Source organism: Flavobacterium panici, from assembly GCF_024499525.1.
In the GTDB taxonomy this organism is placed as follows: domain Bacteria; phylum Bacteroidota; class Bacteroidia; order Flavobacteriales; family Flavobacteriaceae; genus Flavobacterium; species Flavobacterium panici.
Genome location: NZ_CP100437.1, coordinates 1732029 through 1756539, shown reverse-complemented (window position 1 = coordinate 1756539; position 24511 = coordinate 1732029). Strand labels below are relative to the sequence as shown.

24 protein-coding genes are annotated in these 24511 nt (G+C 32.6%); 19 read left to right on the top strand and 5 right to left on the bottom strand.

The features are described from left to right. Positions 1–50: 50 nt before the first annotated feature. From NLJ00_RS07800 to NLJ00_RS07790, 3 genes are all read left to right on the top strand, one after another. A complete protein-coding gene (locus NLJ00_RS07800) occupies positions 51–1019 on the top strand; it encodes an electron transfer flavoprotein subunit alpha/FixB family protein (RefSeq protein ID WP_053470071.1) in 969 nt (322 codons plus the stop codon). Between the two features lie 162 nt (positions 1020–1181). After that, positions 1182–1805, top strand: coding sequence for a bifunctional nuclease family protein (locus tag NLJ00_RS07795; protein WP_053470070.1), 624 nt, complete (start codon positions 1182–1184; stop codon positions 1803–1805). Between the two features lie 124 nt (positions 1806–1929). Further along, positions 1930–2781 (top strand): thymidylate synthase, encoded by an 852-nt coding sequence (locus tag NLJ00_RS07790; protein ID WP_256636799.1) that lies wholly within the window; start codon positions 1930–1932, stop codon positions 2779–2781. A 39-nt stretch (positions 2782–2820) separates the two neighbouring features. On the opposite strand, the gene NLJ00_RS07785 is transcribed toward NLJ00_RS07790, so the two are convergent. Continuing rightward, positions 2821–3117 carry an isoamylase early set domain-containing protein gene (locus NLJ00_RS07785; RefSeq protein ID WP_053470068.1) on the bottom strand — a complete coding sequence of 99 codons (297 nt, stop codon included), beginning with the start codon at positions 3115–3117 and terminating at the stop codon, positions 2821–2823. 240 nt (positions 3118–3357) lie between these two features. Between NLJ00_RS07785 and NLJ00_RS07780 the strand changes: the two genes are divergently transcribed. The 4 genes from NLJ00_RS07780 to porT all read left to right on the top strand — a co-directional run bounded on the left by NLJ00_RS07780 (position 3358) and on the right by porT (position 6231). Beyond that, positions 3358–3702, top strand: a complete 345-nt coding sequence (locus tag NLJ00_RS07780; protein WP_053470067.1) for a 2TM domain-containing protein — start codon at positions 3358–3360, stop codon at positions 3700–3702. A 12-nt stretch (positions 3703–3714) separates the two neighbouring features. Next, complete coding sequence (locus tag NLJ00_RS07775) at positions 3715–4197, top strand: dihydrofolate reductase (protein WP_256636798.1); 483 nt, start codon at positions 3715–3717, stop codon at positions 4195–4197. Between the two features lie 578 nt (positions 4198–4775). Then, entirely contained in the window at positions 4776–5507 is a 732-nt protein-coding gene (gene ubiE, locus NLJ00_RS07770) for a bifunctional demethylmenaquinone methyltransferase/2-methoxy-6-polyprenyl-1,4-benzoquinol methylase UbiE (protein ID WP_053470065.1), read from the top strand. A 1-nt stretch (position 5508) separates the two neighbouring features. Continuing rightward, positions 5509–6231: a type IX secretion/gliding motility protein PorT/SprT gene (gene porT, locus NLJ00_RS07765; RefSeq protein WP_053470064.1), complete on the top strand. Its 723-nt coding sequence runs from the start codon at positions 5509–5511 to the stop codon at positions 6229–6231. A gap of 9 nt (positions 6232–6240) precedes the next feature. On the opposite strand, the gene NLJ00_RS07760 is transcribed toward porT, so the two are convergent. Further along, the gene (locus NLJ00_RS07760) at positions 6241–6969 is read right to left on the bottom strand and encodes a TrmH family RNA methyltransferase (protein WP_256636797.1); all 729 of its coding nucleotides are present in this window, start codon (positions 6967–6969) and stop codon (positions 6241–6243) included. A 38-nt stretch (positions 6970–7007) separates the two neighbouring features. On the opposite strand from NLJ00_RS07760, the gene tamL reads away from it, so the two are divergent. The 6 genes from tamL (at position 7008) to NLJ00_RS07730 (ending at position 13695) form a co-directional block, all read left to right on the top strand. Next, on the top strand, positions 7008–9581 hold the full coding sequence (gene tamL / locus NLJ00_RS07755) for a translocation and assembly module lipoprotein TamL (RefSeq protein ID WP_082356339.1): 2574 nt from the start codon (positions 7008–7010) through the stop codon (positions 9579–9581). Positions 9582–9641: 60 nt separating this feature from the next. Then, positions 9642–10709, top strand: a complete 1068-nt coding sequence (fbaA, locus tag NLJ00_RS07750) for a class II fructose-bisphosphate aldolase (protein WP_035645669.1) — start codon at positions 9642–9644, stop codon at positions 10707–10709. An 86-nt stretch (positions 10710–10795) separates the two neighbouring features. Beyond that, positions 10796–11650: an acetyl-CoA carboxylase, carboxyltransferase subunit beta gene (gene accD, locus NLJ00_RS07745; protein ID WP_026728501.1), complete on the top strand. Its 855-nt coding sequence runs from the start codon at positions 10796–10798 to the stop codon at positions 11648–11650. A gap of 84 nt (positions 11651–11734) precedes the next feature. Further along, the gene (locus tag NLJ00_RS07740) at positions 11735–12349 is read left to right on the top strand and encodes a hypothetical protein (protein ID WP_053470062.1); all 615 of its coding nucleotides are present in this window, start codon (positions 11735–11737) and stop codon (positions 12347–12349) included. A gap of 249 nt (positions 12350–12598) precedes the next feature. After that, positions 12599–12997, top strand: coding sequence for a helix-turn-helix domain-containing protein (locus tag NLJ00_RS07735; protein WP_256636796.1), 399 nt, complete (start codon positions 12599–12601; stop codon positions 12995–12997). An 86-nt stretch (positions 12998–13083) separates the two neighbouring features. Beyond that, positions 13084–13695, top strand: coding sequence for a hypothetical protein (locus NLJ00_RS07730; RefSeq protein ID WP_256636795.1), 612 nt, complete (start codon positions 13084–13086; stop codon positions 13693–13695). 153 nt (positions 13696–13848) lie between these two features. On the opposite strand, the gene NLJ00_RS07725 is transcribed toward NLJ00_RS07730, so the two are convergent. Next, positions 13849–14733 (bottom strand): cupin-like domain-containing protein, encoded by an 885-nt coding sequence (locus NLJ00_RS07725; RefSeq protein WP_256636794.1) that lies wholly within the window; start codon positions 14731–14733, stop codon positions 13849–13851. Positions 14734–14818: 85 nt separating this feature from the next. Next, positions 14819–16066, bottom strand: coding sequence for an ABC transporter permease (locus NLJ00_RS07720; RefSeq protein ID WP_053470057.1), 1248 nt, complete (start codon positions 16064–16066; stop codon positions 14819–14821). Between the two features lie 165 nt (positions 16067–16231). Here NLJ00_RS07720 and purH point away from each other — a divergent pair, with 165 nt between their 5' ends. From purH to rodA, 6 genes are all read left to right on the top strand, one after another. Beyond that, a complete protein-coding gene (gene purH, locus NLJ00_RS07715; RefSeq protein WP_053470056.1) occupies positions 16232–17758 on the top strand; it encodes a bifunctional phosphoribosylaminoimidazolecarboxamide formyltransferase/IMP cyclohydrolase in 1527 nt (508 codons plus the stop codon). 57 nt (positions 17759–17815) lie between these two features. Beyond that, entirely contained in the window at positions 17816–18844 is a 1029-nt protein-coding gene (locus NLJ00_RS07710) for a rod shape-determining protein (RefSeq protein WP_007804822.1), read from the top strand. A 111-nt stretch (positions 18845–18955) separates the two neighbouring features. After that, entirely contained in the window at positions 18956–19786 is an 831-nt protein-coding gene (gene mreC / locus NLJ00_RS07705; protein ID WP_053470055.1) for a rod shape-determining protein MreC, read from the top strand. Further along, the gene (locus tag NLJ00_RS07700; protein WP_256636793.1) at positions 19779–20285 is read left to right on the top strand and encodes a rod shape-determining protein MreD; all 507 of its coding nucleotides are present in this window, start codon (positions 19779–19781) and stop codon (positions 20283–20285) included. The genes mreC and NLJ00_RS07700 overlap by 8 nt, the downstream gene beginning before the upstream one ends. Further along, complete coding sequence (mrdA, locus tag NLJ00_RS07695) at positions 20282–22249, top strand: penicillin-binding protein 2 (RefSeq protein WP_053470053.1); 1968 nt, start codon at positions 20282–20284, stop codon at positions 22247–22249. The genes NLJ00_RS07700 and mrdA overlap by 4 nt, the downstream gene beginning before the upstream one ends. An 11-nt stretch (positions 22250–22260) precedes the next feature. After that, on the top strand, positions 22261–23496 hold the full coding sequence (gene rodA / locus NLJ00_RS07690; protein WP_053470052.1) for a rod shape-determining protein RodA: 1236 nt from the start codon (positions 22261–22263) through the stop codon (positions 23494–23496). A 303-nt stretch (positions 23497–23799) separates the two neighbouring features. Here rodA and NLJ00_RS07685 read toward each other — a convergent pair whose 3' ends face one another. Further along, positions 23800–24480, bottom strand: coding sequence for a DedA family protein (locus tag NLJ00_RS07685; protein ID WP_256636792.1), 681 nt, complete (start codon positions 24478–24480; stop codon positions 23800–23802). Positions 24481–24511: the final 31 nt, after the last annotated feature.

Sequence of the window (24511 nt, the reverse complement as noted above, 5' to 3'; positions counted from 1 at the left end):
ATTTCAATTTTCAAAAATCTGAAATCTAAAATCTAAAATCTAAAATTATTATGTCAATATTAATATATGCAGAATCTGCAGAAGGAAAATTTAAAAAAGTAGCTTTCGAATTAGCTTCTTACGCAAAAAAAGTAGCTGAGTCTTTAGGTACAACTGTTACGGCTTTAACTGTAAACATCAGCGACGTAAGCGAATTATCTAAATACGGAGTTGATAAAGTTTTAAAAGTAAACAACGATAAATTAGCCGGTTTTACTGCTAAGGCTTACGCCGATGTAATCAAACAAGCTGCTGAAAAAGAAGGAACAAAAGTAGTTTTACTTTCTTCTACTACAGACAGTATTTACCTTTCATCATTAGTTGCAGTAGCTTTAAATGCTGGTTTTGCTTCAAATGTTGTTGGATTACCAATTAGCACTTCACCTTTTCAGGTAAAAAGAAACGCTTTTTCAAACAAAGCTTTCAACATTACAGAAATTTCTACAGATGTAAAAGTGCTTGGTTTAGCTAAAAACTCTTACGGAATTTTCGAAAGTGCAGGATCTGCATCTGAAGAAGATTTTAATCCAACAATTGGAGACAATGATTTTGGAGTAAAAGTAGAATCTGTAGAAAAAGTAACTGGAAAAGTTTCTATCGCTGATGCTGATATCGTAGTTTCTGGCGGACGTGGATTGAAAGGTCCTGAAAACTGGGGATTAATCGAAGATCTTGCTGCTGTTTTAGGCGCTGCAACTGCGTGTTCTAAACCAGTTTCAGATTTAGGATGGAGACCTCACAGCGAACACGTTGGACAAACAGGAAAACCAGTTGCAACTAACTTATATATTGCAGTAGGTATTTCTGGAGCTATTCAGCATATTGCGGGTATTAACTCTTCAAAAGTAAAAGTAGTAATCAATAATGACCCAGAAGCTCCTTTCTTTAAAGTGGCTGATTATGGTATTGTTGGCGATGCTTTTGAAATTGTTCCTAAATTAACAGAGAAATTAAAAGCTTTTAAAGCACAACATTCTTAATTAAAAATTCTCTTAAAAAATATAGCTGCCTAAAAACAAGATATTGTATCTTTGTTTATAGGCAGCTTTTTTGTTCCATATTTTTTGATTAAAATTGCACTTTTATTTTTCAATCAAAAAACCATAAAAATGAGGCGCTAAGTGCCTTTTTTACAAACATATATGAGTCTAGTTAAATTATCTATAAAAGGAATTTCATACAGTCAAACTCAAAATGGCGCTTATGCCTTAATTTTGAATGAAGTTGATGGTGAAAGAAAATTACCTATCGTTATTGGTGCTTTTGAAGCCCAATCGATCGCTATTGCCTTAGAAAAAGAAATAAAACCACCACGTCCGTTAACACACGATTTATTTAAAAATTTTGCTGAAAGATTTGACATTGTTGTTAAACAAGTTATCATTCACAAATTAGTTGACGGTGTTTTTTACTCGAGTTTAATCTGCGAAAGAGATAAAATTGAAGAAATTATCGATGCCAGAACTTCTGATGCAATCGCTTTGGCTTTACGTTTCAACGCTCCAATTTTTACTTATAAAAACATCTTGGACAAAGCCGGAATTTATCTAAAATCAAACACTTCAGATTCTGATCAGGGTTCACAGGAAATTGACGATGTACTTTCTAATCCTGAAACTTTTGGTCACGAAGAAGAAACAAATCAATCTGGAGACGTTTACGCAAAACACAGTTTACAAGAACTAAACGAACTTTTAGATCAGGCTGTTTCTCAGGAAGATTACGAAAAAGCAGCAAAAATCAGAGACGAAATCTCGAAACGTTAGACATTAGGCTATAAGCTTTAAGCAATAAGCCTAAAATATTAAGCAAAGAGATTAAAGATCAAACTGTAAGCAGCAGACAAAAGCTTAAAGCTTAAAGCTTACAGCATAAAGCAACAATGAAACAATGAAACAATACTTAGATTTAGTAAAGCACGTTTTAGAAAACGGCAATCAAAAAGGAGATCGTACCGGAACCGGAACAAAAAGTGTTTTTGGTTACCAAATGCGTTTTGATTTAAGTGAAGGTTTCCCAATGGTTACGACCAAAAAATTACATTTAAAATCGATTATTTACGAATTGCTTTGGTTTTTAAAAGGCGATACAAACATAAAATATCTTCAGGAAAACGGAGTGAAAATCTGGGATGAATGGGCAGATTCTAATGGTGATTTAGGACCTGTTTACGGACATCAATGGAGAAACTGGAATAGTGAAGAAATTGATCAGATTTCTGAATTAATTACCGAATTAAAAACAAATCCAAACAGCCGCAGAATGCTGGTTTCTGCATGGAATCCTTCGGTTTTGCCAGATACTAAAAAATCATTTGAAGAAAATGTAGCCAATAACAAAGCGGCTTTGCCTCCTTGTCATGCATTTTTTCAATTTTATGTTGCAGCTCCAGATTTAGAAAAAGGAGAAACAAAAGGGAAATTATCCTGCCAATTATATCAGCGTAGTGCCGATATCTTTTTAGGAGTTCCTTTTAACATTGCTTCTTATGCATTATTTACTATGATGATTGCACAGGTTTGCGATTTAGAGCCAGGCGAATTTATTCACACTTTTGGTGATGCACACATTTACAACAATCATTTTGAGCAATTAGAATTGCAATTAAGCCGTGAACCAAAACCATTACCAAAAATGATTTTAAATCCGGAGATTAAAAACATTTTTGATTTTGATTTTAATGATTTTACACTTTTAGATTATGATCCGCATCCTGCAATAAAAGGAAGTGTTGCCGTATAATTATAAAAAAATCCGCTGAAAATTTTCAAGCGGATTTTTTTATACCACTAAAACACCATTTTCACTTCCGGCGTAATCATTCCATTTGTAAAAATCTGCTTCAGGGTCATTCACATAAATACCGTCGATTACGTATTTAAATTCGTAAATCGCGTCTTTAACCAGATCATAAGTAGCTTTAAAAGTTCCGTTTTTCAACTTGCTTAACGTTCCTTCTTCTACATTCCAGTTATTAAAATCTCCAACTACTGCTGCCGAATCAGCATCTTTGGCATCTATTGAAAATGTAACTTTAACAACTGGCTTCGTTTTAATAAATTGTTTCTTCAAAGACATAACTATTTAGTTTTTAGATTTCTACAATAAAATTACATAAATTCACCTGAACATTCGATAGCACTGTAATCGATTTATGATTATGACAAAAACAGTATATTATTTTAATTAGATATGTAATTTAATGTACGATATTTTTCACATTTCTAATTCACGGCAGATTTTGCAGGAAATATTCTGGGGTCAAAATATGTAGTTTTTTGAAAATAAATTTTAACTTTATAATCTCATTTTTATCTTATGGAAAAAGAAGCGCACGAACAATATGAGTATGCCAGAAGGCGATTAAGACAAAAAAAAATCTTATATTTTCATTTTGTTCTTTTCCTGCTGGGAAGTTTATTTTTATTTATTGCTAATAAATTTTTTGGTTTTGGCGAAGGAACAACTCAAAACTGGTGTATTTGGGGTATTACTATCTGGCTCTTTATCTTTATTTTACATTTTATAAAAGTCTATATAACAGATCGTTTTATGAATAAAAAATGGGAAAGGGAGCAAATTGACCGACTTGTTGCTTTACAGCAAAAGAGAATTAGTCAATTAGAATCAAAAATAAACGAAGACACCGAGAATAAAATTTAGTTAAAACACAACATGATTATAATGATAGCGGCTGTTGCCGAAAATAATGCTCTGGGAAAAAACAATGATTTAGTCTGGCATTTACCCAATGATTTTAAAAGATTTAAATCATTGACAACTAATCATCATATTATTATGGGAAGAAAAACTTTTGAAAGTTTCCCTAAGCCTTTACCAAACCGTACACATATTGTTATAACCCGTCAAACAGATTATAACCCCGAAGGATGTATTGTTGTAGACAGCATTGAAAAAGCCATAGCATTGTGCCCTGAAGAGGAAGATTCGTATGTCATTGGCGGTGGAGAAATCTACAATCTGGCTTTACCATTTACGGATATAATTGAAATTACTAAAGTACACCATACTTTTGATGCCGACACTTTTTTTCCTAAAATCAGTAAGAGTGAATGGCAGTTAGTAGAATCTGAAGAAAATTTTAAAGATGAAAAACATCTTTATGATTATACTTATGAAACTTACATTCGAAAATAAATAAAAAAACACCCTCTTTTGGAGGATGTTTTTTAAAAATGATTGACTTTTAGTCTTGACTTGCTCAAGAAATAGTTTTTGTAAAAAATCTCAAATGGAAAAAAGACATTTGAAATAAATGAATAACATTTAATGTTAATTGAGAACAAGTCTCAAAAGCGCCTTTAATAACAAATACCACTAAGATATTAAAGGCAAGAAAATTAAAATTTCCAAAAACAAATTTAATCCTAAGAACGTACTTCGCACTTTTTAAAATAGTATTCCCCCAAGAACAACACTTTAAAAACTACCACTTGAACAAATGACTGCCAGTGCAAAAAAAGCGGCCATCTGATTAAGTCAATGTGAAACTATCAATCATTAAAATTTCATCATTTTTACTTTGACAAAGTTGGGCATAAAATCAGCCGGACACAATACCCACTTTTGGTGATTTTTTAAAAATACCCACTTTTGGTGATGCTTGAGCAAGTCCTCAAAAATGATTTAATGCATCCTCTAAAACATTTAATTGACAATTTAAAAAACTCAATTACAGTTAAACTAGATTGTTTATATTTGCGTAAATTATAATAATGTCTGAGAAAATAACTCCATATAAAGACTCTTCTTTAGGTAAGAAAGAGCAGGTTGCCCAAATGTTTGATAACATCTCTGGGAACTATGATAATTTGAACCGCGTAATTTCATTTGGTATTGATACTAAATGGAGAAAAAAAGTATTGAAAATAGTTTCTGATTCTAAACCAAAAGTTATCCTTGATATCGCTACCGGAACCGGTGATCTGGCTATTTTAATGGCAAAAACTAATGCAGAAAAAATCATTGGTCTTGACATTTCGGCCGGAATGCTTGAAGTTGGAAAAAAGAAAGTCGAAGAAAAAAAGCTTTCTAATGTTATAGATTTAGTTTTAGGCGATTCTGAAAATATTCCTTTTGAGGATAATTATTTTGATGCGATTACAGTAGGTTTTGGCGTACGTAATTTTGAACATTTAGAAAAAGGTTTTGCCGAAATTTTACGCGTTTTAAAACCAAACGGCGTTTTTGTAATTCTGGAAACTTCTGTTCCGGATAAAACTCCCTACAAACAAGGATATAAATTTTACAGCAAAAATATACTTCCACTTATTGGAAAATTGTTTTCAAAAGACAATTCAGCTTACGGTTATTTATCTGAATCTGCTGCGGCTTTTCCTTATGGTGAAGCATTAAACAATATTTTGAGAAAAACTGGGTTTATAGATGTTGTAGCAATGCCGCAAACTTTTGGTGTAGCAACCATTTATTCAGCATCTAAAAAATAGTATGAAAAAAATTGTAATCGTATTTTTATTAGTCTTAACGACAAAAGGATATTCTCAATTTGCTAAAAGTATGTTTAGTAAAGATCCTATTATTAACCTTGAAAACTGGCAGAAGCAACGTGTCTATTTCGGTTATTATTTAGGCTTTAATAGTTTTGATTTTAAATTTGATTACAAAGATGTAGTTCAAAAAGATATTCAGGTAAAAAAAACAACTGGTTTTAATGTGGGTGTTGTTGCCGATTTAAGACTGCAGGAATATATTAACTTGCGTTTTGAACCAGGTTTATACTACACAAAAAGAGATTTATATTACCCTGGCGTTGGAAACTTAGAAAAAGATTATTTACGAGAAGTAAACAGTACTTACATTCACTTTCCGTTATTATTAAAGTTCTCCTCTTTAAGAACAGGAAACATTCGTCCTTATTTAGTAGGCGGAATGTCAACGACTTTAAACTTATCAAGTAACTCAAGCTCTGTCGATGATAACTTTGAAGGTAAATTCAGGGTTAAACAATGGACAGCTGCTTACGAACTAGGTTTTGGAATTGATTTCTTTACAGAATATTTCATCTTCTCTCCTTCTATTAGAGGTATGTTTGGTATTACTGACGAGTTAATTCGTGATAATGTAACTCCAGAACATCCGGTAAGTCCCTATACAGATAATATAGATTCGATGAAATCGAGAGCTATTTTAATAAATTTCACATTTCATTAAAACAAAATCTTAACTATTTCGTTTAAATTCACTTAAAATAATTGCTGTTGCTGTAGCTACATTTAAACTTTCGGTTTTTTGCAGCTCTCCAAATCTTGGAATTGTAAGTCGGCTGGTCACTATTTTTTCAATTTCTGCCGAAATACCATTGGCTTCATTACCCATAATAATGATTCCGTTTTGTGGTAAATCAGATTGATAAATATTGCTGCCCTCCATAAAAGTTCCAAAAACAGGAAGTTTTGTCTGACTTATAAAAGTTTTTAGATCAACATAATTTACGTTTACTCTGGCAATTGATCCCATTGTGGCCTGAACTACTTTTGGATTATAAATATCGACTGTTTCTTTTGAGCAGACAATTTGTTTGATTCCAAACCAGTCGCAAAGACGCATTATGGTCCCTAAATTTCCGGGATCACGAATATCGTCTAACGCCAGGATTAAACCAGAATTTATAATTTGATTTTCTACAGGCATTTTAAAAACTGCCAAACAAGAATTTGGAGTTGTTAAAGCACTTATTTTTTTCAGTTCTTGTTCATTAATAAGAGTTCGTTTTGCAGTTTGAACTTCTTCAAAATCATTTAACGTGGTGTATAAATGCTCTAATTCAAAATTGGATTGCAACAATTCCTGAATTACCTTTACTCCTTCGGCAAAAAACAATTGATTTGCAAAACGCTGTTTTTTTTGATGCAGGCCTGATATAAGCTTTATTTGGTTTTTACTAACCATAAAATAAATGTACTTTTGAATTAAATATTAAAAAACACTTGAAAAATAATTCCACAAAAATAACAGCATTTATTCTAATAGCAATACTTATTTGCGCTTGTAATGCTGTAAAAAGAGTTCCGGATGGAAAAAACCTTCTCGTAAAAAATAATATTGTTGTAAATGGAAAAAATACAAACGACGAAAATGCGTCGAATCAATTGTACCAAAAACCAAACGGTACTTTATTAGGATACAAACTGCGTTTAAACTTATACAATCTGGCAAACTTAAATCCGGATTCGACTTATCAGGCAAAATTCAAAAATAATCCCGGATTATACGAACGTCAGGCAAAACTATTATCGGCCAAACAAGTAGACAGACTTGGTCAGTCTTTTTTATACAAAGGAATTCACGAATTTTTAAAAAATACTGGAGAACCGCCTGTAATTATTGATACAGCCAGAACTAAAAAATCTTTGCAGCGTTTAAAATTTTACTATTTCAACAACGGTTATTTTAATGTTTCAACAGATTATACTATTGATAGTATTGCCCGAAAAAAAGCACAGGTAAATTATAATATTACCACAGGACCAGGTTATATTTTGGATACAATTAGAACAAAAATCCTTACTCCTGCACTCGATTCATTATACAAAACAAATACTGAACCTTCGTTTTTAAAATCGGGAAATCAATACAAAACTACTGATTTTGAGGAAGAAAAAAACCGTATTACAACTTATTACAGAAATCACGGTGCTTACTTTTTTCAGCCAACATATGTAACTTTTGATATTGATACAATTGGCAAAAAAAACAAAGCAGATGTAACTTTAATAATCAACAACAACAATATTCAGGAAAGAGATTCAAGCAGAACAGAGCCTTTTAAACTATACAAAATCAGCGATGTAAACATTTATACCGATTACTCTCCTGCCAACTCAAAAAGCAAAATTAACGACAGCACAACGTACAACAACTTTAATTTATACAGTTATAAAAAACTAAAGTATAAACCTCGTGCCATAACAGATGCAATCTTTATTAATAAAGGAAGTACTTATTCTGACACAAGAACAACGCTTTCTTCCAGATATTTAAACAATCTTAAAATTTTCAATTATCCTTCTATACAATATGAAGTAGACAAACGCGATTCGACTGCACAGTCTTTAATTGCAAATGTGTATTTAACGCCGAGGAAAAAATACAGTTTTGGTGCAACTCTGGACGTGACACACTCTAATATTCAGGATTTTGGTATTGGAGCCAGTATTTCTCAAACTATCCGAAATGTATTTAACAGAGCTGAAACATTAGAAATTTCGGCACGAGCCAATATTGGTTCTTCAAAAGATATGGCTAATCCAAACAATAATTTTTTCAATGTTTCGGAATACGGACTTGACTTAAAGCTTAATTTCCCAAGGATTTTACTGCCTTTTGGAACAGAGAAAATTATTCCGAAGAGGATGATTCCTTACACTTCGATTACATCGGGTTTTTCGAAACAGCAAAACATTGGTTTAGATAAGGAAAATTTTACCGGAGGAATCTCGTACAACTGGTCGCCTAAAAGATACAATACTGCTAAACTGGAGTTATTAAACGCTCAATATGTTCGAAATTTAAATCCGAACAATTACTTTAATGTTTATACTTCATCTTATGATGAATTAAATGGTATTGGTAAGGATTATAATACTGTTCCTACCAACTGGGGAGAAGAAGCAGAGCAACAAGCTCAAAAAAATCTAACGATCCCAACCGGAACTACAAATTTTACAAATGAGGTATTAACAGGTCAAACTGCATTAAAACCTGGAGACCCTCAATATAAAGATGTAGAAAGTATTGAAGAAAGAAGAGTTCGTTTGACCGAAAATGATTTTATTCTTGCCACAAGTTATACATTTACGAAAACAACAAAAAAAGATCTTGCCGATAATACTTTTTATCAGTTTAAAACCAAAATAGAATCTGCAGGAACCTTATTATCTGCCATTTCAAGCATTGCAAAATTGGAAAAAAATGCAAATGGAAATTATTCGATTTTTAATTTAGAATATTCTGAATACTTAAAAACCGAATTTGATTACATCAAACACTGGGATTTCGGGAAAGAAAAAGTACTGGCGGTTCGAAGCTTTTTTGGAATCGCTGTTCCTTTTGGAAATTCAAATTATATTCCGTTCTCACGAAGTTATTATTCAGGAGGATCAAATGATAATCGCGCATGGCAGCCCTACTCTCTTGGTCCCGGAAGTACAAATGCTTTAAACGATTTTAACGAGGCCAATATGAAAATTGCCTTAAGCGCTGAATTTCGTTTTAAAATTTTCGGAGATGTTAAAGGAGCACTCTTTGCAGACGCCGGAAATATCTGGAATGTGTTCGATAATGTGATTGACGACAAGGCAAGATTTAACAACTTAAACGATTTAGATGAAATTGCTTTAGGTTCAGGATTTGGTTTACGATACGATTTAAGCTTTTTTGTTATTCGTTTAGATTTAGGCTTCAAGACCTATAATCCGGCGCATGACGAGGGCGACAGATGGTTTAAAGAATACAATTTTGGGCACTCGGTTTTAAATTTTGGAATAAATTATCCTTTCTAATGCTAATTAATTCTTATTTTTGCAACCTAAAAACTAAAAACAACTATAAAAAAAATTACAATGGCACACAACATTAAACCAGGAGTAGCTACAGGAGATCAGGTTCAGGAGATTTTTAATTATGCAAAAGAAAAAGGTTTTGCTTTACCAGCAGTTAACGTAACTGGGTCAAGCACAATCAATGGAGTTCTTGAAACTGCAGCAAAACTAAATGCGCCAGTTATCATTCAATTTTCAAACGGAGGAGCACAATTTAACGCTGGAAAAGGTTTATCTAACGCAGGTGAAAAAGCAGCTATCGCTGGTGGTATCGCCGGAGCAAAACATATTCACACTTTGGCAGAGGCTTACGGAGCAACTGTAATTTTACATACTGACCACTGTGCAAAAAAATTATTGCCTTGGATTGATGGTTTATTAGATGCTTCTGAAAAACATTTTGCAGAAACAGGAAAACCATTATTTAGTTCTCACATGATCGATTTGTCTGAGGAGCCAATCGAAGAGAACATCGAAATCTGTAAAGAATATTTGGCTAGAATGAGCAAAATGGGAATGACATTAGAAATCGAACTTGGTATTACAGGTGGTGAAGAAGATGGTGTTGACAACTCAGATGTTGATAGCTCAAAATTATACACTCAGCCAGAAGAAGTAGCTTATGCTTACGAAGAATTATCTAAAGTAAGCCCTAAATTTACAATTGCAGCTGCTTTTGGAAACGTTCACGGTGTTTACAAACCAGGAAACGTAAAATTAACTCCAAAAATCTTAAAAAATTCTCAGGATTTCGTTCAAAACAAATTCAACACAGGACACAATCCAGTTGATTTCGTTTTCCACGGAGGTTCAGGTTCTACACTTGAAGAAATCAGAGAAGGAATTAGCTACGGAGTTATCAAAATGAACATCGATACAGATTTACAGTTTGCATACACTGAAGGAATCCGTGATTATATGGTTAAAAATCTTGACTATTTAAAATCACAAATTGGTAACCCAGAAGGTGCTGATGCTCCAAACAAAAAATATTACGATCCAAGAAGATGGGTTCGTGAAAGCGAAGTGACATTCAACGCAAGACTTGAACAAGCTTTTGCAGATTTAAACAATGTGAATACACTATAATTTTAGATATCTGATTTTAGATTTTAGATTTCTTTTTTGGAATCTAAAATCTAAAGTCTAAAATCTTAAATCTTAAATTTTAAAAAATGGCTTGGTTTAAAAGACAGGAAAAAGGGATTACGACCGCGACAGAAGATAAGATGGACGTTCCGAAAGGATTGTGGTACAAATCTCCAACAGGAAAAATTATTGATGCAGACGAATTAGCAAGAAACTTATTCGTAAGCCCTGAAGATGATTTTCACGTTCGAATTGGAAGCGCAACCTATTTTGAAATTTTATTCGACAACAACGAATTTGTTGAGTTAGATAAAAACATGACATCAAAAGATCCTCTGCATTTTGTGGACACAAAAAAATATGCAGAAAGATTGAAAGATGTAATGGAAAAAACTCATCTTAAAGACGCTGTACGTACGGGAGTAGGAAAATCTAAAGGAAGAGAACTTGTAATTTGCTGTATGGATTTTGCCTTTATTGGCGGATCTATGGGAGCGGTTGTAGGTGAAAAAATCGCAAGAGGTATTGATCACGCGATCAAAAACAAACTGCCTTTTGTTATGATTTCTAAATCTGGTGGAGCTCGTATGATGGAAGCTGCTTATTCTTTAATGCAATTAGCAAAAACTTCTGTAAAACTAGCTCAATTAGCAGAAGCTAAATTACCTTATATCTCTCTTTGTACAGACCCAACAACGGGTGGAACAACTGCATCTTACGCAATGTTAGGAGACATCAATATCTCTGAGCCGGGCGCTTTGATTGGTTTTGCTGGTCCTCGTGTTGTTCGTGATACTACAGGAAAAGATTTACCAGAAGGTTTCCAAACTGCTGAGTTTCTTTTAGAGCACGGTTTCCTAGACTTTATCACGCCTAGAAAAGAATTAAAAGATAAGATCAACTTATATATCGATTTGATTCAGAATAATGATATTAGATAGTTTTTAAACTTCTAAAACATATAAAATCCCATTCGCTTCGGCTGATGGGATTTTTTTATATCTTTAATTCAAATCTCATTCTTTATGGCTAGAATTTTTGTTGGTTTTATGATTTGTTTTCTTCTTTTAAATTGCAGTAAGAAACAAGATATAGAAAAAAATATTCCGTATATAATTTCTAAAGAAAGTAAAGGAAAAATTACTGGCAATGATACCATTCCTCCAACCCCTCCTATTCCCGGCTGGCTAGTGTACGGAACAAATACATTTATTATCAATACTGATTCTACAGCATACTACTTTCAAAATAAAGGAATAGGATTTATATGCGGAACACCAAATGCTGATACGATTCCTTATTTTATAAATTTACAACCCAAAGATTTAATTCAAATTTCAAATAAAAATCTCTATGAATTTATAAAATTGAATTATAAAGACAACTTTCGAAATGCAACTTTTATTGCATCAGAATCTGATACATTGAAATCGAAGATGTTTTTTGATTTATTTAAATCTTTAAATTATTTCAAAAGAGATCGAGATTTTATTGCCATCAGAAGAACAACTCAAGAAGAAGATACTGTTTTAAAATATAAAAGAGGTAACGAATCTTATTATCCCTCGGAACACATAAAATGGGATAAAACAAAAATTAAATTTCCCGAATTTGTCAAATTTGTAAAAAAACCTAAATAACATATACAGTTCCTACGGAACATCTAAATGTACCGTTTAATTCCGTTGCTACCGATATTTAATTCCTACGGAATTTTCCTGACTTGCGATTTTAATCTCAACTAATTAATACTTGTCTGAAAAATTGTATTTTTGTTTTGCAATAATAGTTTTATCCCAAGCGAACTGTTAAAAAATGTATCTTACAGAAACAGACTTGTTTTTTACCAAAACTAATTTTTATTAAAGCATTATAAATATCTTTGAACTATGAACACAGCAACAAAACCAAATCATATAGGACGAAAAATAAGCCGTATTCGCGAACTTAAAGATATGAAACAGGAAGCTCTTGCGCAGGCTTTAGGAATATCTCAGCAAACTGTATCTGCAATAGAAAACAGCGAAACCATAGAAGATACAAAACTTGAAGAAGTAGCAAAAGCTCTTGGAGTAAGTGTTGAAGCAATAAAAAATTTTACCGAAGAAAACATGATCAATTATTTTAATAATTTTTATGATAACAGCTGTAATGGAGCAAATGGAATGTTTCATGCGAATTATTGTAGCTTTAATCCATTAGATAAAGTAATTGAACTTTATGAGCGTATGATTCAGGCAGAAAAAGAAAAAGTTGAGTATTTGGAGAAATTATTAAAAGAGAAATAAGATTTTTAAAAACGTTTCGATATTATAAAAAATCCCAAGAAGAGTTTCTTGGGATTTTTTATATCTTTATTTGAAATCCTATCGGCATGACAAGAATTCTAATTGGTTTTATTTTATGTATTCTCTTTTTGAATTGTGAAAAGAAAAAAGAAAATAAGGATATAAAAAGTAAAGATTACATCATTTTGTATGAAGATAAAAAACTTCAAAATTACATCGATTCTTTAAAGAAAAACAGAAGCGATTTTGTTGCATTCCCGAGAAAAGGTTTTTACGGAGAACATCAATTGATTATTGATAAAAAGGGTAATCTTTATTTCTATCAAAAAGAATACATCATGATCACTTGCAGTTATGGTAGTGAAAATGATACTCTTCCACGTTTTTTAGGTTTAGAACCTAAAGACATTGTTAGAATCCCTCAAAAAAACTTAACTGATTTTCTTTCTGAAAACATATTGACTAAAGAAAAAAACAGACCAATTTTAATTATTGCTTCTCAAAAAGACACTATAAAAAACACTTCCTTTTTTGAGTTTTTAAACAAGAAAAATATCGGCACTTATATTATCCGAAGAACTACTCAAGAAGAAGATACTGTTTTAAAATATAAAAACAATGCCAACAAACATATTTACTATTATCCTGATTCAATCAAATGGGATCGAACTAAAATTAAACTTCCTAATAATAAATAAACATGTATCGTTCCTACGGAACTTCTAAATGCGGGATTTCATCTTCCAACGGAATAAATTCCGTTGCTACCGATATTTCGTTCCTACCGAACTTTTCTCAATGTGGGCTTTTTTAGTTTTATCTAGTCTAAAAATTATAATTCTGAAATTAGATTAGTTTTTTGGTTTGCCTTTTCTTAATTCCTTTTCCGCAATTTTAAAAGCTAGTTTCTCACGCCATTTAGCATAACGTTCTCTAAAAACTATTTTTACTGCACTATCTACCGCTCCATGCATAAATAAACTCCAAACGCTGGCCATTTTTCTGGTTATGGATGAATCCCAAGCGCGAAGACTCAGCGAAAAAGAACCATCAATATAACGCATCCAGTGCCACATTCCGGTTGGCATAAATAAAGTATCTCCATGTTCGAGAAAAACTTCGTAACCTTCAACACCTTTTAGGGCAGGGAATTTTTCAAAATCGGGATTGGCAACATCATAATCTTCTAAAGCGTAGGTGGTATTTGGAACACAATAAAGTCTTTTTTTCCACCTGTTATCAAATAGTATAATATGTTTTCGGCCTCCAAAATGGGTATGAAAAAGATGCGGTAAATCGATATCATAGTGTAAAAATGTGATAGCTTCTGAGCCTCCAAAAAACATAGCAGGCATGCTTTCTATAAAACCACCCATTAATTCTTTGGGTACTTTTACATCATTAACTAATTCGGGTCTGTGTTTGAAAAGATTGAAGAAAAAAATACGCAGCTGTGTTGGCTCTCTTTTTATTAAATCGAGATAATCGCCAAATTTCATACTCGCAATCGAAGCATTAATTATTTTGGCTGGATCTGCTTTAGAATTGTCAACAAGCTTTACTTCAATATCTCCTGCAATTTGCTTAAAATAATCCGTCGACCATTTGTCTCTTGCAGGCCAGTCTTTTGTTAGTCCTTTTATAATTAAGGGTTTCCTTTTATCTAAATAGTTCTTTTTAAAATCACTCCTAGAAATTGATTCAACGGTATCAACATGTTTTAAAATAAAGCTCATTCGTTTAGTGATTTAAATTGTTGATTGACAAAAAAACCAACTGATTCTAATCTTCAAAAATCATATAGAAACAAAAAACAATATTTTACATCCCGGTTCGAATCGCTTCTACAGGATCTAAATTTGCAGCAGAAATTGCCGGAAGTATTCCCGAAATTAATCCAATAAGCGCAGCTAATCCTGTTCCTAAAAGAATATTTCCAATGCTTAAAACAAAATCAAAATCCAGGGCTTTTGTCAAAATAACAGCAATTCCCCAAACCATCAGTAAACCAATAATTCCGCCAATAACAGAAAGAATTATGGCTTCAAATAAAAACTGAAATAATATAAAACGATTTTTTGCTCCTAAAGATTTTTGAATACCAATTAAATTTGTTCTTTCCTTAACCGAAACGAACATAATATTGGCAATTCCGAAACCACCTACTAAAAGAGAAAAACCACTAATAATCCATCCAACAACATTCATTTGACCTAAAATTCCGTCAATGAAATCAGTAAATCCAGAAAGTACATTTATAAAGAAATTATCCATTTCTCCTGCTTTCATTCCGCGAATTGCTCTTAATTTTTGTGCGACTTCTGCTTTGTAAGCATCCATATCGACACCTTTTGTTGGTTTTAAAACAATAACCGGAGTCATCGCGTCGCTGTCGCCATACATTCTGCGTAAAAAGTTTGCCGGCAAATAAACTGATGTATCATTACTGTCTCCAAAAAAACCGGCACCTTGCTTGGCCATTACACCAATAACGATAAAACGCTGTCCGTAAAGACGAATATTTTTTCCTATTGGATCCATATTTCCAAAAAGACCTTGGGCAATTTCATATCCTAAAACAATAACTGCAGTTCCTGAATTGGATTCAGATTCATTGTAAAATCTTCCTTTATCAAAACTTAACCCGTCGATATCTACCATTTCAAATGAAGATGGAACTATATTGACATCAGCAACTGTTTTCGAATCGTATTTTAAAGTTTCATGATTTACAAAAAGCTGATAACCTACTTGGTCTGTATTATTCATTGAATTTTTCAAGCCTATGTATTCATCATATTTTACATTTGGAAACTGTTCTCTCTTCCATTGTGGAATTTCAGAAGGCCCGAAGTTGAATTTCATTAAATAAATCGTATTTTTATCTAAGCTGCTCAAATCTTTAGTGATTTTTTTGTCTAATGAATCAACAGCGGCCAGAACGGCAATTATTGAAAATATACCAATTGTAACACCTAACAATGATAATAAAGTACGCAGTTTATTATTTCGTAAAGCGTTTATTGCAAAGCTGAGACTTTCTTTTAACAATCTTAGGTAAAGAAGCATATAATAGTATTTTTCAATAAAGTAAAATTCAATAATTTAAAAACAAAAACCTAATAAAAGTTAACTTACTCATCAGTAGATTTTTTTAAGAGAATGTTACATTAATTTCTTTTAAAATAATATATAAAAAAACTACTTTTGCAGTCTGAAAATCATAACTACACAATGAGCACAACTAAAAAAATACAATCAGCGTTAATATCTGTTTTTTCGAAAGATGGATTAGAACCAATCGTTAGAAAATTACACGAACAAAACGTAACACTTTACTCTACAGGAGGAACAGAAGATTTCATTAAAAACCTTGGTATTCCGGTAGTTCCAGTTGAAGATATTACTTCTTTTCCTGAAATTCTTGGCGGAAGAGTAAAAACTTTACATCCGAAAATTTTTGGCGGAATTTTAAATCGTCAGGATAATGAAAGTGATGTACAGCAAATGAAAGAATTTGATATTCCTCAGATTGATTTAGTAATTGTTGATTTGTATCCTTTTGAAAAAACAGTTGCTTCTGGTGCAAGCGAACAAGATATTATTGAAAAAATTGATATTGGCGGAATTTCTTTAATCCGTGCCGGTGCAAAAAACTTCAAAGACACTGTAATTGTTGCTTCTGTTAACGAATACAGCCTACTTTTAGATTTAATTACGGAACAAAATGGTTCAACAACTCTTGAAAACAGAAGATTGTTAGCTACTAAAGCGTTCCACGTTTCTTCTCACTATGATGGTGCTATTTTTAACTATTTCAATACAGATGAAACGATATACAAAGAAAGTATTGATAACGGACAAGTTTTAAGATATGGTGAAAATCCACATCAAAAAGGATTTTTCTTTGGAGATTTTGATGCTATGTTCAAAAAAGTTCACGGAAAAGAGTTATCTTACAACAACTTATTAGATGTTGATGCTGCAGTTAATTTAATTGCTGAATTTAAAACTGACGGACCAACATTTGCTATTTTAAAACATAACAATGCTTGTGGTTTAGCTTCAAGAAAAACAATCAGTGAAGCTTATTTAGCGGCTTTGGCTTGTGATCCTACATCTGCTTTTGGAGGTGTTTTGATTTCAAATACTAAAATTGACCTAGCTACAGCACAGGAAATCAACAAATTATTCTGCGAAGTTGTAATTGCTCCAAGTTATGATGATGAAGCAATTACTGTTTTACAAGAAAAGAAAAATAGAATTATTTTAGTTCAAAATGAAGTTGAATTACCATCTCGTCAAGTAAGAACTTGTCTTAATGGTTTGTTAATTCAGGACAGAAATAATATTACAGATAATAAAGAGCATTTAAAAACCGTTACAATAACAGAACCTACTGCTCAGGAGATCGAAGATTTGATCTTTGCATCAAAAATTTGCAAGAACACAAAATCAAATACCATTGTTTTTGCAAAAAACGGAACATTAATTTCATCTGGTACAGGTCAGACTTCAAGAGTTGATGCTTTAGTTCAAGCAGTTGACAAAGCAAAAGCTTTTGGATTTGATTTAACTGGCGCTTCGATGGCGAGTGATGCATTTTTCCCTTTTCCGGATTGTGTAGAATTAGCTAAAAAAGCAGGAATAACCGCAGTAATTCAGCCGGGAGGTTCGATAAAAGATGAATTAAGCATAAATTATTGCAATGAAAATAATCTTGCAATGGTATTTACAGGAACACGTCATTTTAAACATTAATTTGTTTAACTTTGTTCGATAAATTATTTTATAACATTTTAAACCCCTAAAAAACTTATGGGATTTTTTGATTTCATGACCGAGGATATTGCGATAGACCTTGGTACCGCAAACACTTTAATCATTCATAATGATAAAGTTGTTATTGATAGTCCGTCAATCGTTGCACGTGATAGAATATCAGGCAAAATCATTGCTGTTGGTAAGGAAGCCAACATGATGCAAGGTAAAACGCATGAAAACATCAAGACCATAAGGCCTTTGAAAGATGGTGTAATTGCCGATTTTGATGCTTCGGAAAAAATGATCAACATGTTCATTAAAAGTATTCCTGCATTAAAAAAGAGAATGTTTACTCCTGCATTACGCATGGTAGTTTGTATTCCTTCTGGTATTACTGAGGTGGAGATGAGAGCGGTAAAAGAATCTTGTGAAAGAGTAAACGGAAAAGAAGTTTATTTGATTCACGAGCCTATGGCAGCCGCAATTGGTATTGGTATCGATATTATGCAGCCAAAAGGAAACATGATTGTTGATATTGGGGGTGGTACAACAGAAATTGCAGTTATCGCATTAGGCGGAATTGTTTGCGACAAATCTGTAAAAATTGCAGGGGACGTTTTCACAAACGATATTGTTTATTACATGCGTACACAGCATAACTTATTTGTTGGAGAAAGTACTGCTGAGAAAATTAAAATTCAAATTGGAGCGGCTATCGAAGATTTAGACGGACCGCCAGAAGATATGTCAGTTCAGGGTAGAGACTTACTTACAGGTAAACCAAAACAAGTTGATGTTTCTTACCGTGAAATTGCAAAAGCATTAGATAAATCTATTCAGCGTATTGAGGATGCAGTAATGGAAACATTATCTCAAACTCCTCCTGAGTTAGCTGCCGATATTTACAACACTGGTATTTATTTAGCCGGTGGAGGATCTATGTTAAGAGGTCTTGACAAACGTATTTCTCAAAAAACAGATTTACCAGTTTACATTGCTGAAGATCCGTTAAGAGCAGTTGTTCGCGGTACAGGAATGGCGCTTAAAAACATCGCAAAATTTAAAAGTATCTTAATCAAATAAGATTCAAAAATAACAATCAATATACTTTTATTAGGGTCAAATTTCTAATATTTGACCTTAATAAAATTTGAAACCCTAAAGCATACCTGAAACAAAATAACCAGACACGAAATGCAGCAAATTTTTAATTTCATTATAAGAAACAGTAATCGATTGCTGTTTTTGCTGCTTTTAGGTATTTCGTTGACTCTCACAATTCAATCGCACTCGTACCACAGAAGCAGAGTAATCAGTTCCGCAAATTTTTTGAGCGGAGGTGTTTATGAAAGAATCAATCATGTAAACGAATATTTGAATTTAAGAACTGAAAACGACGAACTTGTACTTGAAAACGCAAGGTTAAAAAGTCTTTTATTCAATAAAGAAGACACAACAAAAGCACCATTACCAGATAGCATTAAAGGAGTTAAACCTGCTGATATTATCGTTTCAAAAGTAATCCACAACTCTTACAATACGCACGAAAACTATATTACACTTAACTCTGGAAGTAAAGAAGGAGTTAAACAAGATATGGGTGTTATCAACAGCTTAGGAATTATTGGAGTTATCGACAATACTTCAACAAATTACTCAACTGTAGTGAGTATTTTGAATATGAAATCACAGATAAATGCTAAACTAAAAAAGACAAATCACTTTGGTTCTTTAACGTGGGACGGAAAAAGTACTGGATTTGTTCAGCTTGAAGATGTTCCAAGATTAGCCTCTGTAAGAAAAGGAGATACTATCGTTACAGGAGGACAATCTGTTATTTTTCCGGAAGGAATCAATATTGGTACTGTTGAAAATATATACAAAAAAGAAAACTCAAGTTTTTATGTTATAAAAGTTAAACTTTTTAACGATATGACAAACTTAGGCCACGTATATATTATCAAGAGTAAAGACAGAGAAGAACTTATTAATCTAGAAAACAAAAGCAAGGAAAAAAATGAGTAGCGCTTTGTTAGTAAATATTTTTCGATTTATTATGTTGCTGGCAATTCAGATTGTTATTTTTAACAATATGAATTTTCTAGGATACATAAGTCCTTTTCCATATATTCTATACATTATTTTATATCCGGTAAACAGTAACAGAGCAGGGTTAATTATTTCCAGCTTTTTATTGGGATTAGTAATGGATATGTTTTGTAATTCTGGCGGAATTCACGCTACTGCTTGTGTTATTTTGGCTTACTATCGACCGTATATTTTTAAGTTTTCGTTCGGATTAAGTTATGAATACCAAACTATTAAACTGAACGAATCTTTAACCCCAGAACGGTTTTCATTTATATTAGTTTCTGTTTTATTACATCATATTGTTCTATTTACATTAACAGCTTTTGAGTTTAAGTTTATATTCGACATTTTACTGAGAACACTATTTAGCTCAATTTTTACAATAATCACTTCAATTATAATAATTTACATTATTAAGCCCAATAAACGATGAGAAAAGTTCTGCTGCCCTCTTTAATTATTATTGCAGCATCTTTGCTAGTGATTCGAATATTTTATCTGCAAATTGTAGATGATTCATTCAAATTGAAATCAGAAAATAATGCGATTAAGAAAGTCTATGACTATCCGGAACGCGGCTATATTTATGACAGAAATGGTAAACTATTAGTTGCCAATCAGGCTTCTTATGATATCATGGTAATTCCAAGAGATATTAAAGAAAACCTTAATGTTGCTGAATTCTGTGCCCTTTTAAATATTACACGAGAAGATTACGAGAAAAGAATTGCAAAGGCCAAAGTTTACAGCCCTAGGCTTCCATCTGTATTTTTATCTCAATTAAACAAAACCGAATTTGCTGCTTTTCAGGAGAAAATCAGAAAGTATGAAGGTTTCTATTTTCAAAAGCGTTCTCTTCGCGATTACGAAGTAGATTATGGTGCCAATATATTTGGGTTTATCACACAGGTAAACGAAAAACTGATTGCAAAAAATCCATATTACAACAGTGGAGACTTAATTGGAAAACAAGGTGTAGAAGAAAGTTACGAAGATATTTTGCGCGGAATTAAAGGTGTAAAATACATTCAAAAAGATAAATATAACCGAGAAATTGGTGCTTACAAAGAAGGAAAATACGATACTATTGCCGTTGCCGGAGAAGATATCAATTTAAGTATTGATGCTGAACTTCAAAAGTACGGAGAAGAGTTAATGATTAACAAACGAGGCGGAATTGTTGCTATTGAACCAAAATCTGGTGAAATATTAGCATTAGTTACAGCTCCTTCTTATGATCCGGGTATTTTAGTTGGAAGACAAAGATCTAAAAACTATACCCTGCTATATCATGATTCTATCGCAAAACCTTTATACGACCGCGGACTTTTAGCCGAATATCCTCCGGGTTCTCCGTTTAAAATTCTAACAGGTTTAGTGGCGCTGCAAGAAGGTGTTATCAACGAACAGACTACTTTTATGTGTCATCATGGATTTAGTTATGGCGGCGGCCGTTTTATGAAATGCCACGGTTTTGGACCTCATCAATTGCATAATGGTATTTATAATTCCTGCAACACTTATTTTGGACAGGCTTATATGTTAACGATTAACAAATATTCAGATCCTGGTAAAGCCGTTGATGTTTGGAGCGGTCACGTAAAAAGTTTTGGTTTAGGTCAATTTATGGGATATGATTTACCAACTGGTAAAAAAGGTAATATTCCAACATCAAAAACATATAAAAGAATTTATCCTAACGGAGGATGGCGAAGCTCAACTATTGTGTCAAATGCTATTGGACAGGGAGAGGTTTTAATGACCCCTATTCAATTGGCAAATATGATGGCAACGGTTGCGAATCAGGGATATTATTATACGCCTCATATCATTAAAAAAATTGAGGGCAGAAAAATTGATCCTAAGTTTACAGAAAGACATACGACAACTATTGATCAAAAATATTTTCCACCAGTTATCAGCGGGTTATTTGATGTTTACAACAAAGGTACTGCTTACGCTCTTAGAGTAAACGGAATTGATATTTGCGGAAAAACAGGAACAGCTGAGAATTATGCCAAAATAAACGGCAAAAGAGAAAAGCTTAAAGATCACTCTATTTTTGTGGCTTTTGCACCAAAAGACAATCCGAAAATTGCAATTGCGGTTATGATTGAAAATGGAGGTTTTGGAGCAACTGTTGCGGGACCGATTGCCAGTTTGATGATCGAAAAATATCTAAGAAAGAAAATCACAAGAACTGATTTGGAAGTTCGTGTTTTAAATAAAAGTTTAGCGGCTGAATATGCTAAACTAGGCGGAATGAACGAGGCTAGCGCAATTGAGTCTACACCAAAAGATTCTGTTTTAAAAGCTAAGATTGTAGTTCCTAAAACGGTAACTACTCCAAAAACAGAAGCTAAAAAAACAATAATAGACACCACTAAAGAGAATTAAGATTATTTCAGATGAGAAATCAAAGTGTAAAAAATAACATTGACTGGATAAGTGTCTTTATCTACATTGCGCTGGTAACATTGGGGTGGCTGAATATTTATTCCTCTTCTTTATTATCAACCGATGGAACATATCAAAAACAATTAATTTTTATTGGATGTACAATTCCACTAATTTTTGTTGTGTTATTTGTTGATGGAAAATTTTACGAAAAATACGCCAGTATTATTTTTGGTGTGGCATTATTGTCTTTAGCCGGATTGTTTCTCTTTGGAAAAACAATTGCCGGTCAGCGATGCTGGTATGCGATAGGAAGTTTCACGCTTCAGCCGTCAGAGTTTGCAAAAGCCGCTACATCATTGGCATTAGCCAAATATTTAAGTGATACACAAATTAACCTTAAAGAAACAAACAGGCAATTACAGGCTTTGGCAATTGTATTTTTGCCCGTAATGCTTATTTTACCACAGCCCGATCCGGGAAGTGCATTAATCTACAGCGTTTTTATTCTTGTTTTATTTAGAGAAGGATTACCATCTTGGTACGTTTGGACTGGTTTTATTACCATTTTATTATTTGTATTAACGCTTATTTTAGAACCTTATGTTGTTATTTTAATTGCACTGGGTGTTCTAATTATTATACATTTTAAAGGAAGAGCCGTTGATAGAAATCTTCTTTTAAGTGCTATTTTATTGGTGCTGATTTCTGGATTTGTTCTTTCTGTTGATTATGTATTTGATAATGTATTTAAACAGCACCATAGAGATCGTTTCAATATTCTTTTAGGAAAAAGCGTTGACATGAAAGGTATTGGTTATAATACTAATCAATCTGAAATTGCTATTGGATCTGGTGGATGGCTTGGAAAAGGCTTTTTAGAAGGAACTCAAACTAAAGGCGGATTCGTTCCTGAACAACACACCGATTATATTTTTACAACTGTTGGTGAAGAATGGGGGTTTACAGGTTCTCTTGTTGTTATTTTACTTTTTACAGGTTTATTCCTAAGAGTAATTTATTTGGCAGAAAGGCAGAAAACTAAATTCAGTCGGGTTTATGGTTATTGCGTCGCCGGAATTTTATTTATACACTTCTTTGTAAATATTGCAATGGTTATTGGTATTTTCCCAACAATTGGAGTGCCTCTGCCCTTCTTTTCTTATGGAGGTTCGGGACTTTGGGGATTCACTATTTTATTGTTTATCTTCTTAAAAATGGATGCCAATAAGGTTAATGAATGGTAGGGTTTAAAATTTTAAATTCCAAATTCCAATTGTAGAGATTTGCTTTTGCATTGGATAACAACATAAAAACATTCTGTAAACATAGCCCACGGTTTCAACCGTGGGAAAAGAATGGAATGACGAATGGATTGCAAATCTAACATGCGATTACATATATTGCGTCCCACGGTTGAAACCGTGGGCTATATTTAAAATGTGCAATAATATTCAACTGATGATTTTAAATTGAATCATATCTAATAAACAAAATAAAAAAAGTCCGAAGTTTTTAAGCTTCGGACTTTTTTTATTTTGTTTATTTAATTATATTTCTTCACTTGGTCTCTTTTTTAAAAGTTTTAATAGAACAGGGAATGTAGAAATGATAACGATGATTATAATGATGTATTCGATGTGTTCTTTTAAATCAATTCCTTTTTTCAAAAAGACACCATACAAATAATGTCCGGCAAAGATTAAAATGAATGACCACAAGAAAGAACTTAAGATGTTATAAAACATAAATTTCTTTTTATCCATAGAAACTATTCCGGCAATAATTGGAGCGAAAGTTCTAAAGATTGGAAGGAAACGTGCATAAATAATTGCTTTTCCACCGTATTTTTCGAAGAAATCTTTTGATTGTAAAAGGTATTTTTTCTTAAACCAAAATGTATCTTCTTTTTTGAATAAATAATAACCGCTTTTTGCTCCAAACCAATAACCGGTCATATTTCCAAAAACGCCCATTACGGCTACAGCTGTCGAAAGCAAAAATACATTGATAAAATCTCCCGGAATATAAAGAACATTTTGAATTAAGTCGCGGCTATAAATTCCAGCTAGAAAAAGCAAACTGTCTCCTGGAAGAAAAAAACCTGCAAAAAGCCCTGTTTCAGCAAAAACTATAAACAGAACAATAAATAACCCAATCTCAAAACCTCCGATACTTAAAGTTATATAGAATTCAGGGTTTAGTAACTGGGTCCACTCAAAATTATTCATAAAACGAATTTGGTTATACTTATAAGTTTGT

Excerpts from the sequence above, each read along its gene's own strand:
- NLJ00_RS07800 (WP_053470071.1), top strand. The coding sequence starts at position 51 with ATGTCAATATTAATATATGCAGAATCTGCAGAAGGAAAATTTAAAAAA.
- NLJ00_RS07795 (WP_053470070.1), top strand. The coding sequence starts at position 1,182 with ATGAGTCTAGTTAAATTATCTATAAAAGGAATTTCATACAGTCAAACT.
- NLJ00_RS07790 (WP_256636799.1), top strand. The coding sequence starts at position 1,930 with ATGAAACAATACTTAGATTTAGTAAAGCACGTTTTAGAAAACGGCAAT.
- NLJ00_RS07785 (WP_053470068.1), bottom strand. The coding sequence starts at position 3,117 with ATGTCTTTGAAGAAACAATTTATTAAAACGAAGCCAGTTGTTAAAGTT.
- NLJ00_RS07780 (WP_053470067.1), top strand. The coding sequence starts at position 3,358 with ATGGAAAAAGAAGCGCACGAACAATATGAGTATGCCAGAAGGCGATTA.
- NLJ00_RS07775 (WP_256636798.1), top strand. The coding sequence starts at position 3,715 with ATGATTATAATGATAGCGGCTGTTGCCGAAAATAATGCTCTGGGAAAA.
- ubiE (WP_053470065.1), top strand. The coding sequence starts at position 4,776 with ATGTCTGAGAAAATAACTCCATATAAAGACTCTTCTTTAGGTAAGAAA.
- porT (WP_053470064.1), top strand. The coding sequence starts at position 5,509 with ATGAAAAAAATTGTAATCGTATTTTTATTAGTCTTAACGACAAAAGGA.
- NLJ00_RS07760 (WP_256636797.1), bottom strand. The coding sequence starts at position 6,969 with ATGGTTAGTAAAAACCAAATAAAGCTTATATCAGGCCTGCATCAAAAA.
- fbaA (WP_035645669.1), top strand. The coding sequence starts at position 9,642 with ATGGCACACAACATTAAACCAGGAGTAGCTACAGGAGATCAGGTTCAG.
- accD (WP_026728501.1), top strand. The coding sequence starts at position 10,796 with ATGGCTTGGTTTAAAAGACAGGAAAAAGGGATTACGACCGCGACAGAA.
- NLJ00_RS07740 (WP_053470062.1), top strand. The coding sequence starts at position 11,735 with ATGGCTAGAATTTTTGTTGGTTTTATGATTTGTTTTCTTCTTTTAAAT.
- NLJ00_RS07735 (WP_256636796.1), top strand. The coding sequence starts at position 12,599 with ATGAACACAGCAACAAAACCAAATCATATAGGACGAAAAATAAGCCGT.
- NLJ00_RS07730 (WP_256636795.1), top strand. The coding sequence starts at position 13,084 with ATGACAAGAATTCTAATTGGTTTTATTTTATGTATTCTCTTTTTGAAT.
- NLJ00_RS07725 (WP_256636794.1), bottom strand. The coding sequence starts at position 14,733 with ATGAGCTTTATTTTAAAACATGTTGATACCGTTGAATCAATTTCTAGG.
- NLJ00_RS07720 (WP_053470057.1), bottom strand. The coding sequence starts at position 16,066 with ATGCTTCTTTACCTAAGATTGTTAAAAGAAAGTCTCAGCTTTGCAATA.
- purH (WP_053470056.1), top strand. The coding sequence starts at position 16,232 with ATGAGCACAACTAAAAAAATACAATCAGCGTTAATATCTGTTTTTTCG.
- NLJ00_RS07710 (WP_007804822.1), top strand. The coding sequence starts at position 17,816 with ATGGGATTTTTTGATTTCATGACCGAGGATATTGCGATAGACCTTGGT.
- mreC (WP_053470055.1), top strand. The coding sequence starts at position 18,956 with ATGCAGCAAATTTTTAATTTCATTATAAGAAACAGTAATCGATTGCTG.
- NLJ00_RS07700 (WP_256636793.1), top strand. The coding sequence starts at position 19,779 with ATGAGTAGCGCTTTGTTAGTAAATATTTTTCGATTTATTATGTTGCTG.
- mrdA (WP_053470053.1), top strand. The coding sequence starts at position 20,282 with ATGAGAAAAGTTCTGCTGCCCTCTTTAATTATTATTGCAGCATCTTTG.
- rodA (WP_053470052.1), top strand. The coding sequence starts at position 22,261 with ATGAGAAATCAAAGTGTAAAAAATAACATTGACTGGATAAGTGTCTTT.
- NLJ00_RS07685 (WP_256636792.1), bottom strand. The coding sequence starts at position 24,480 with ATGAATAATTTTGAGTGGACCCAGTTACTAAACCCTGAATTCTATATA.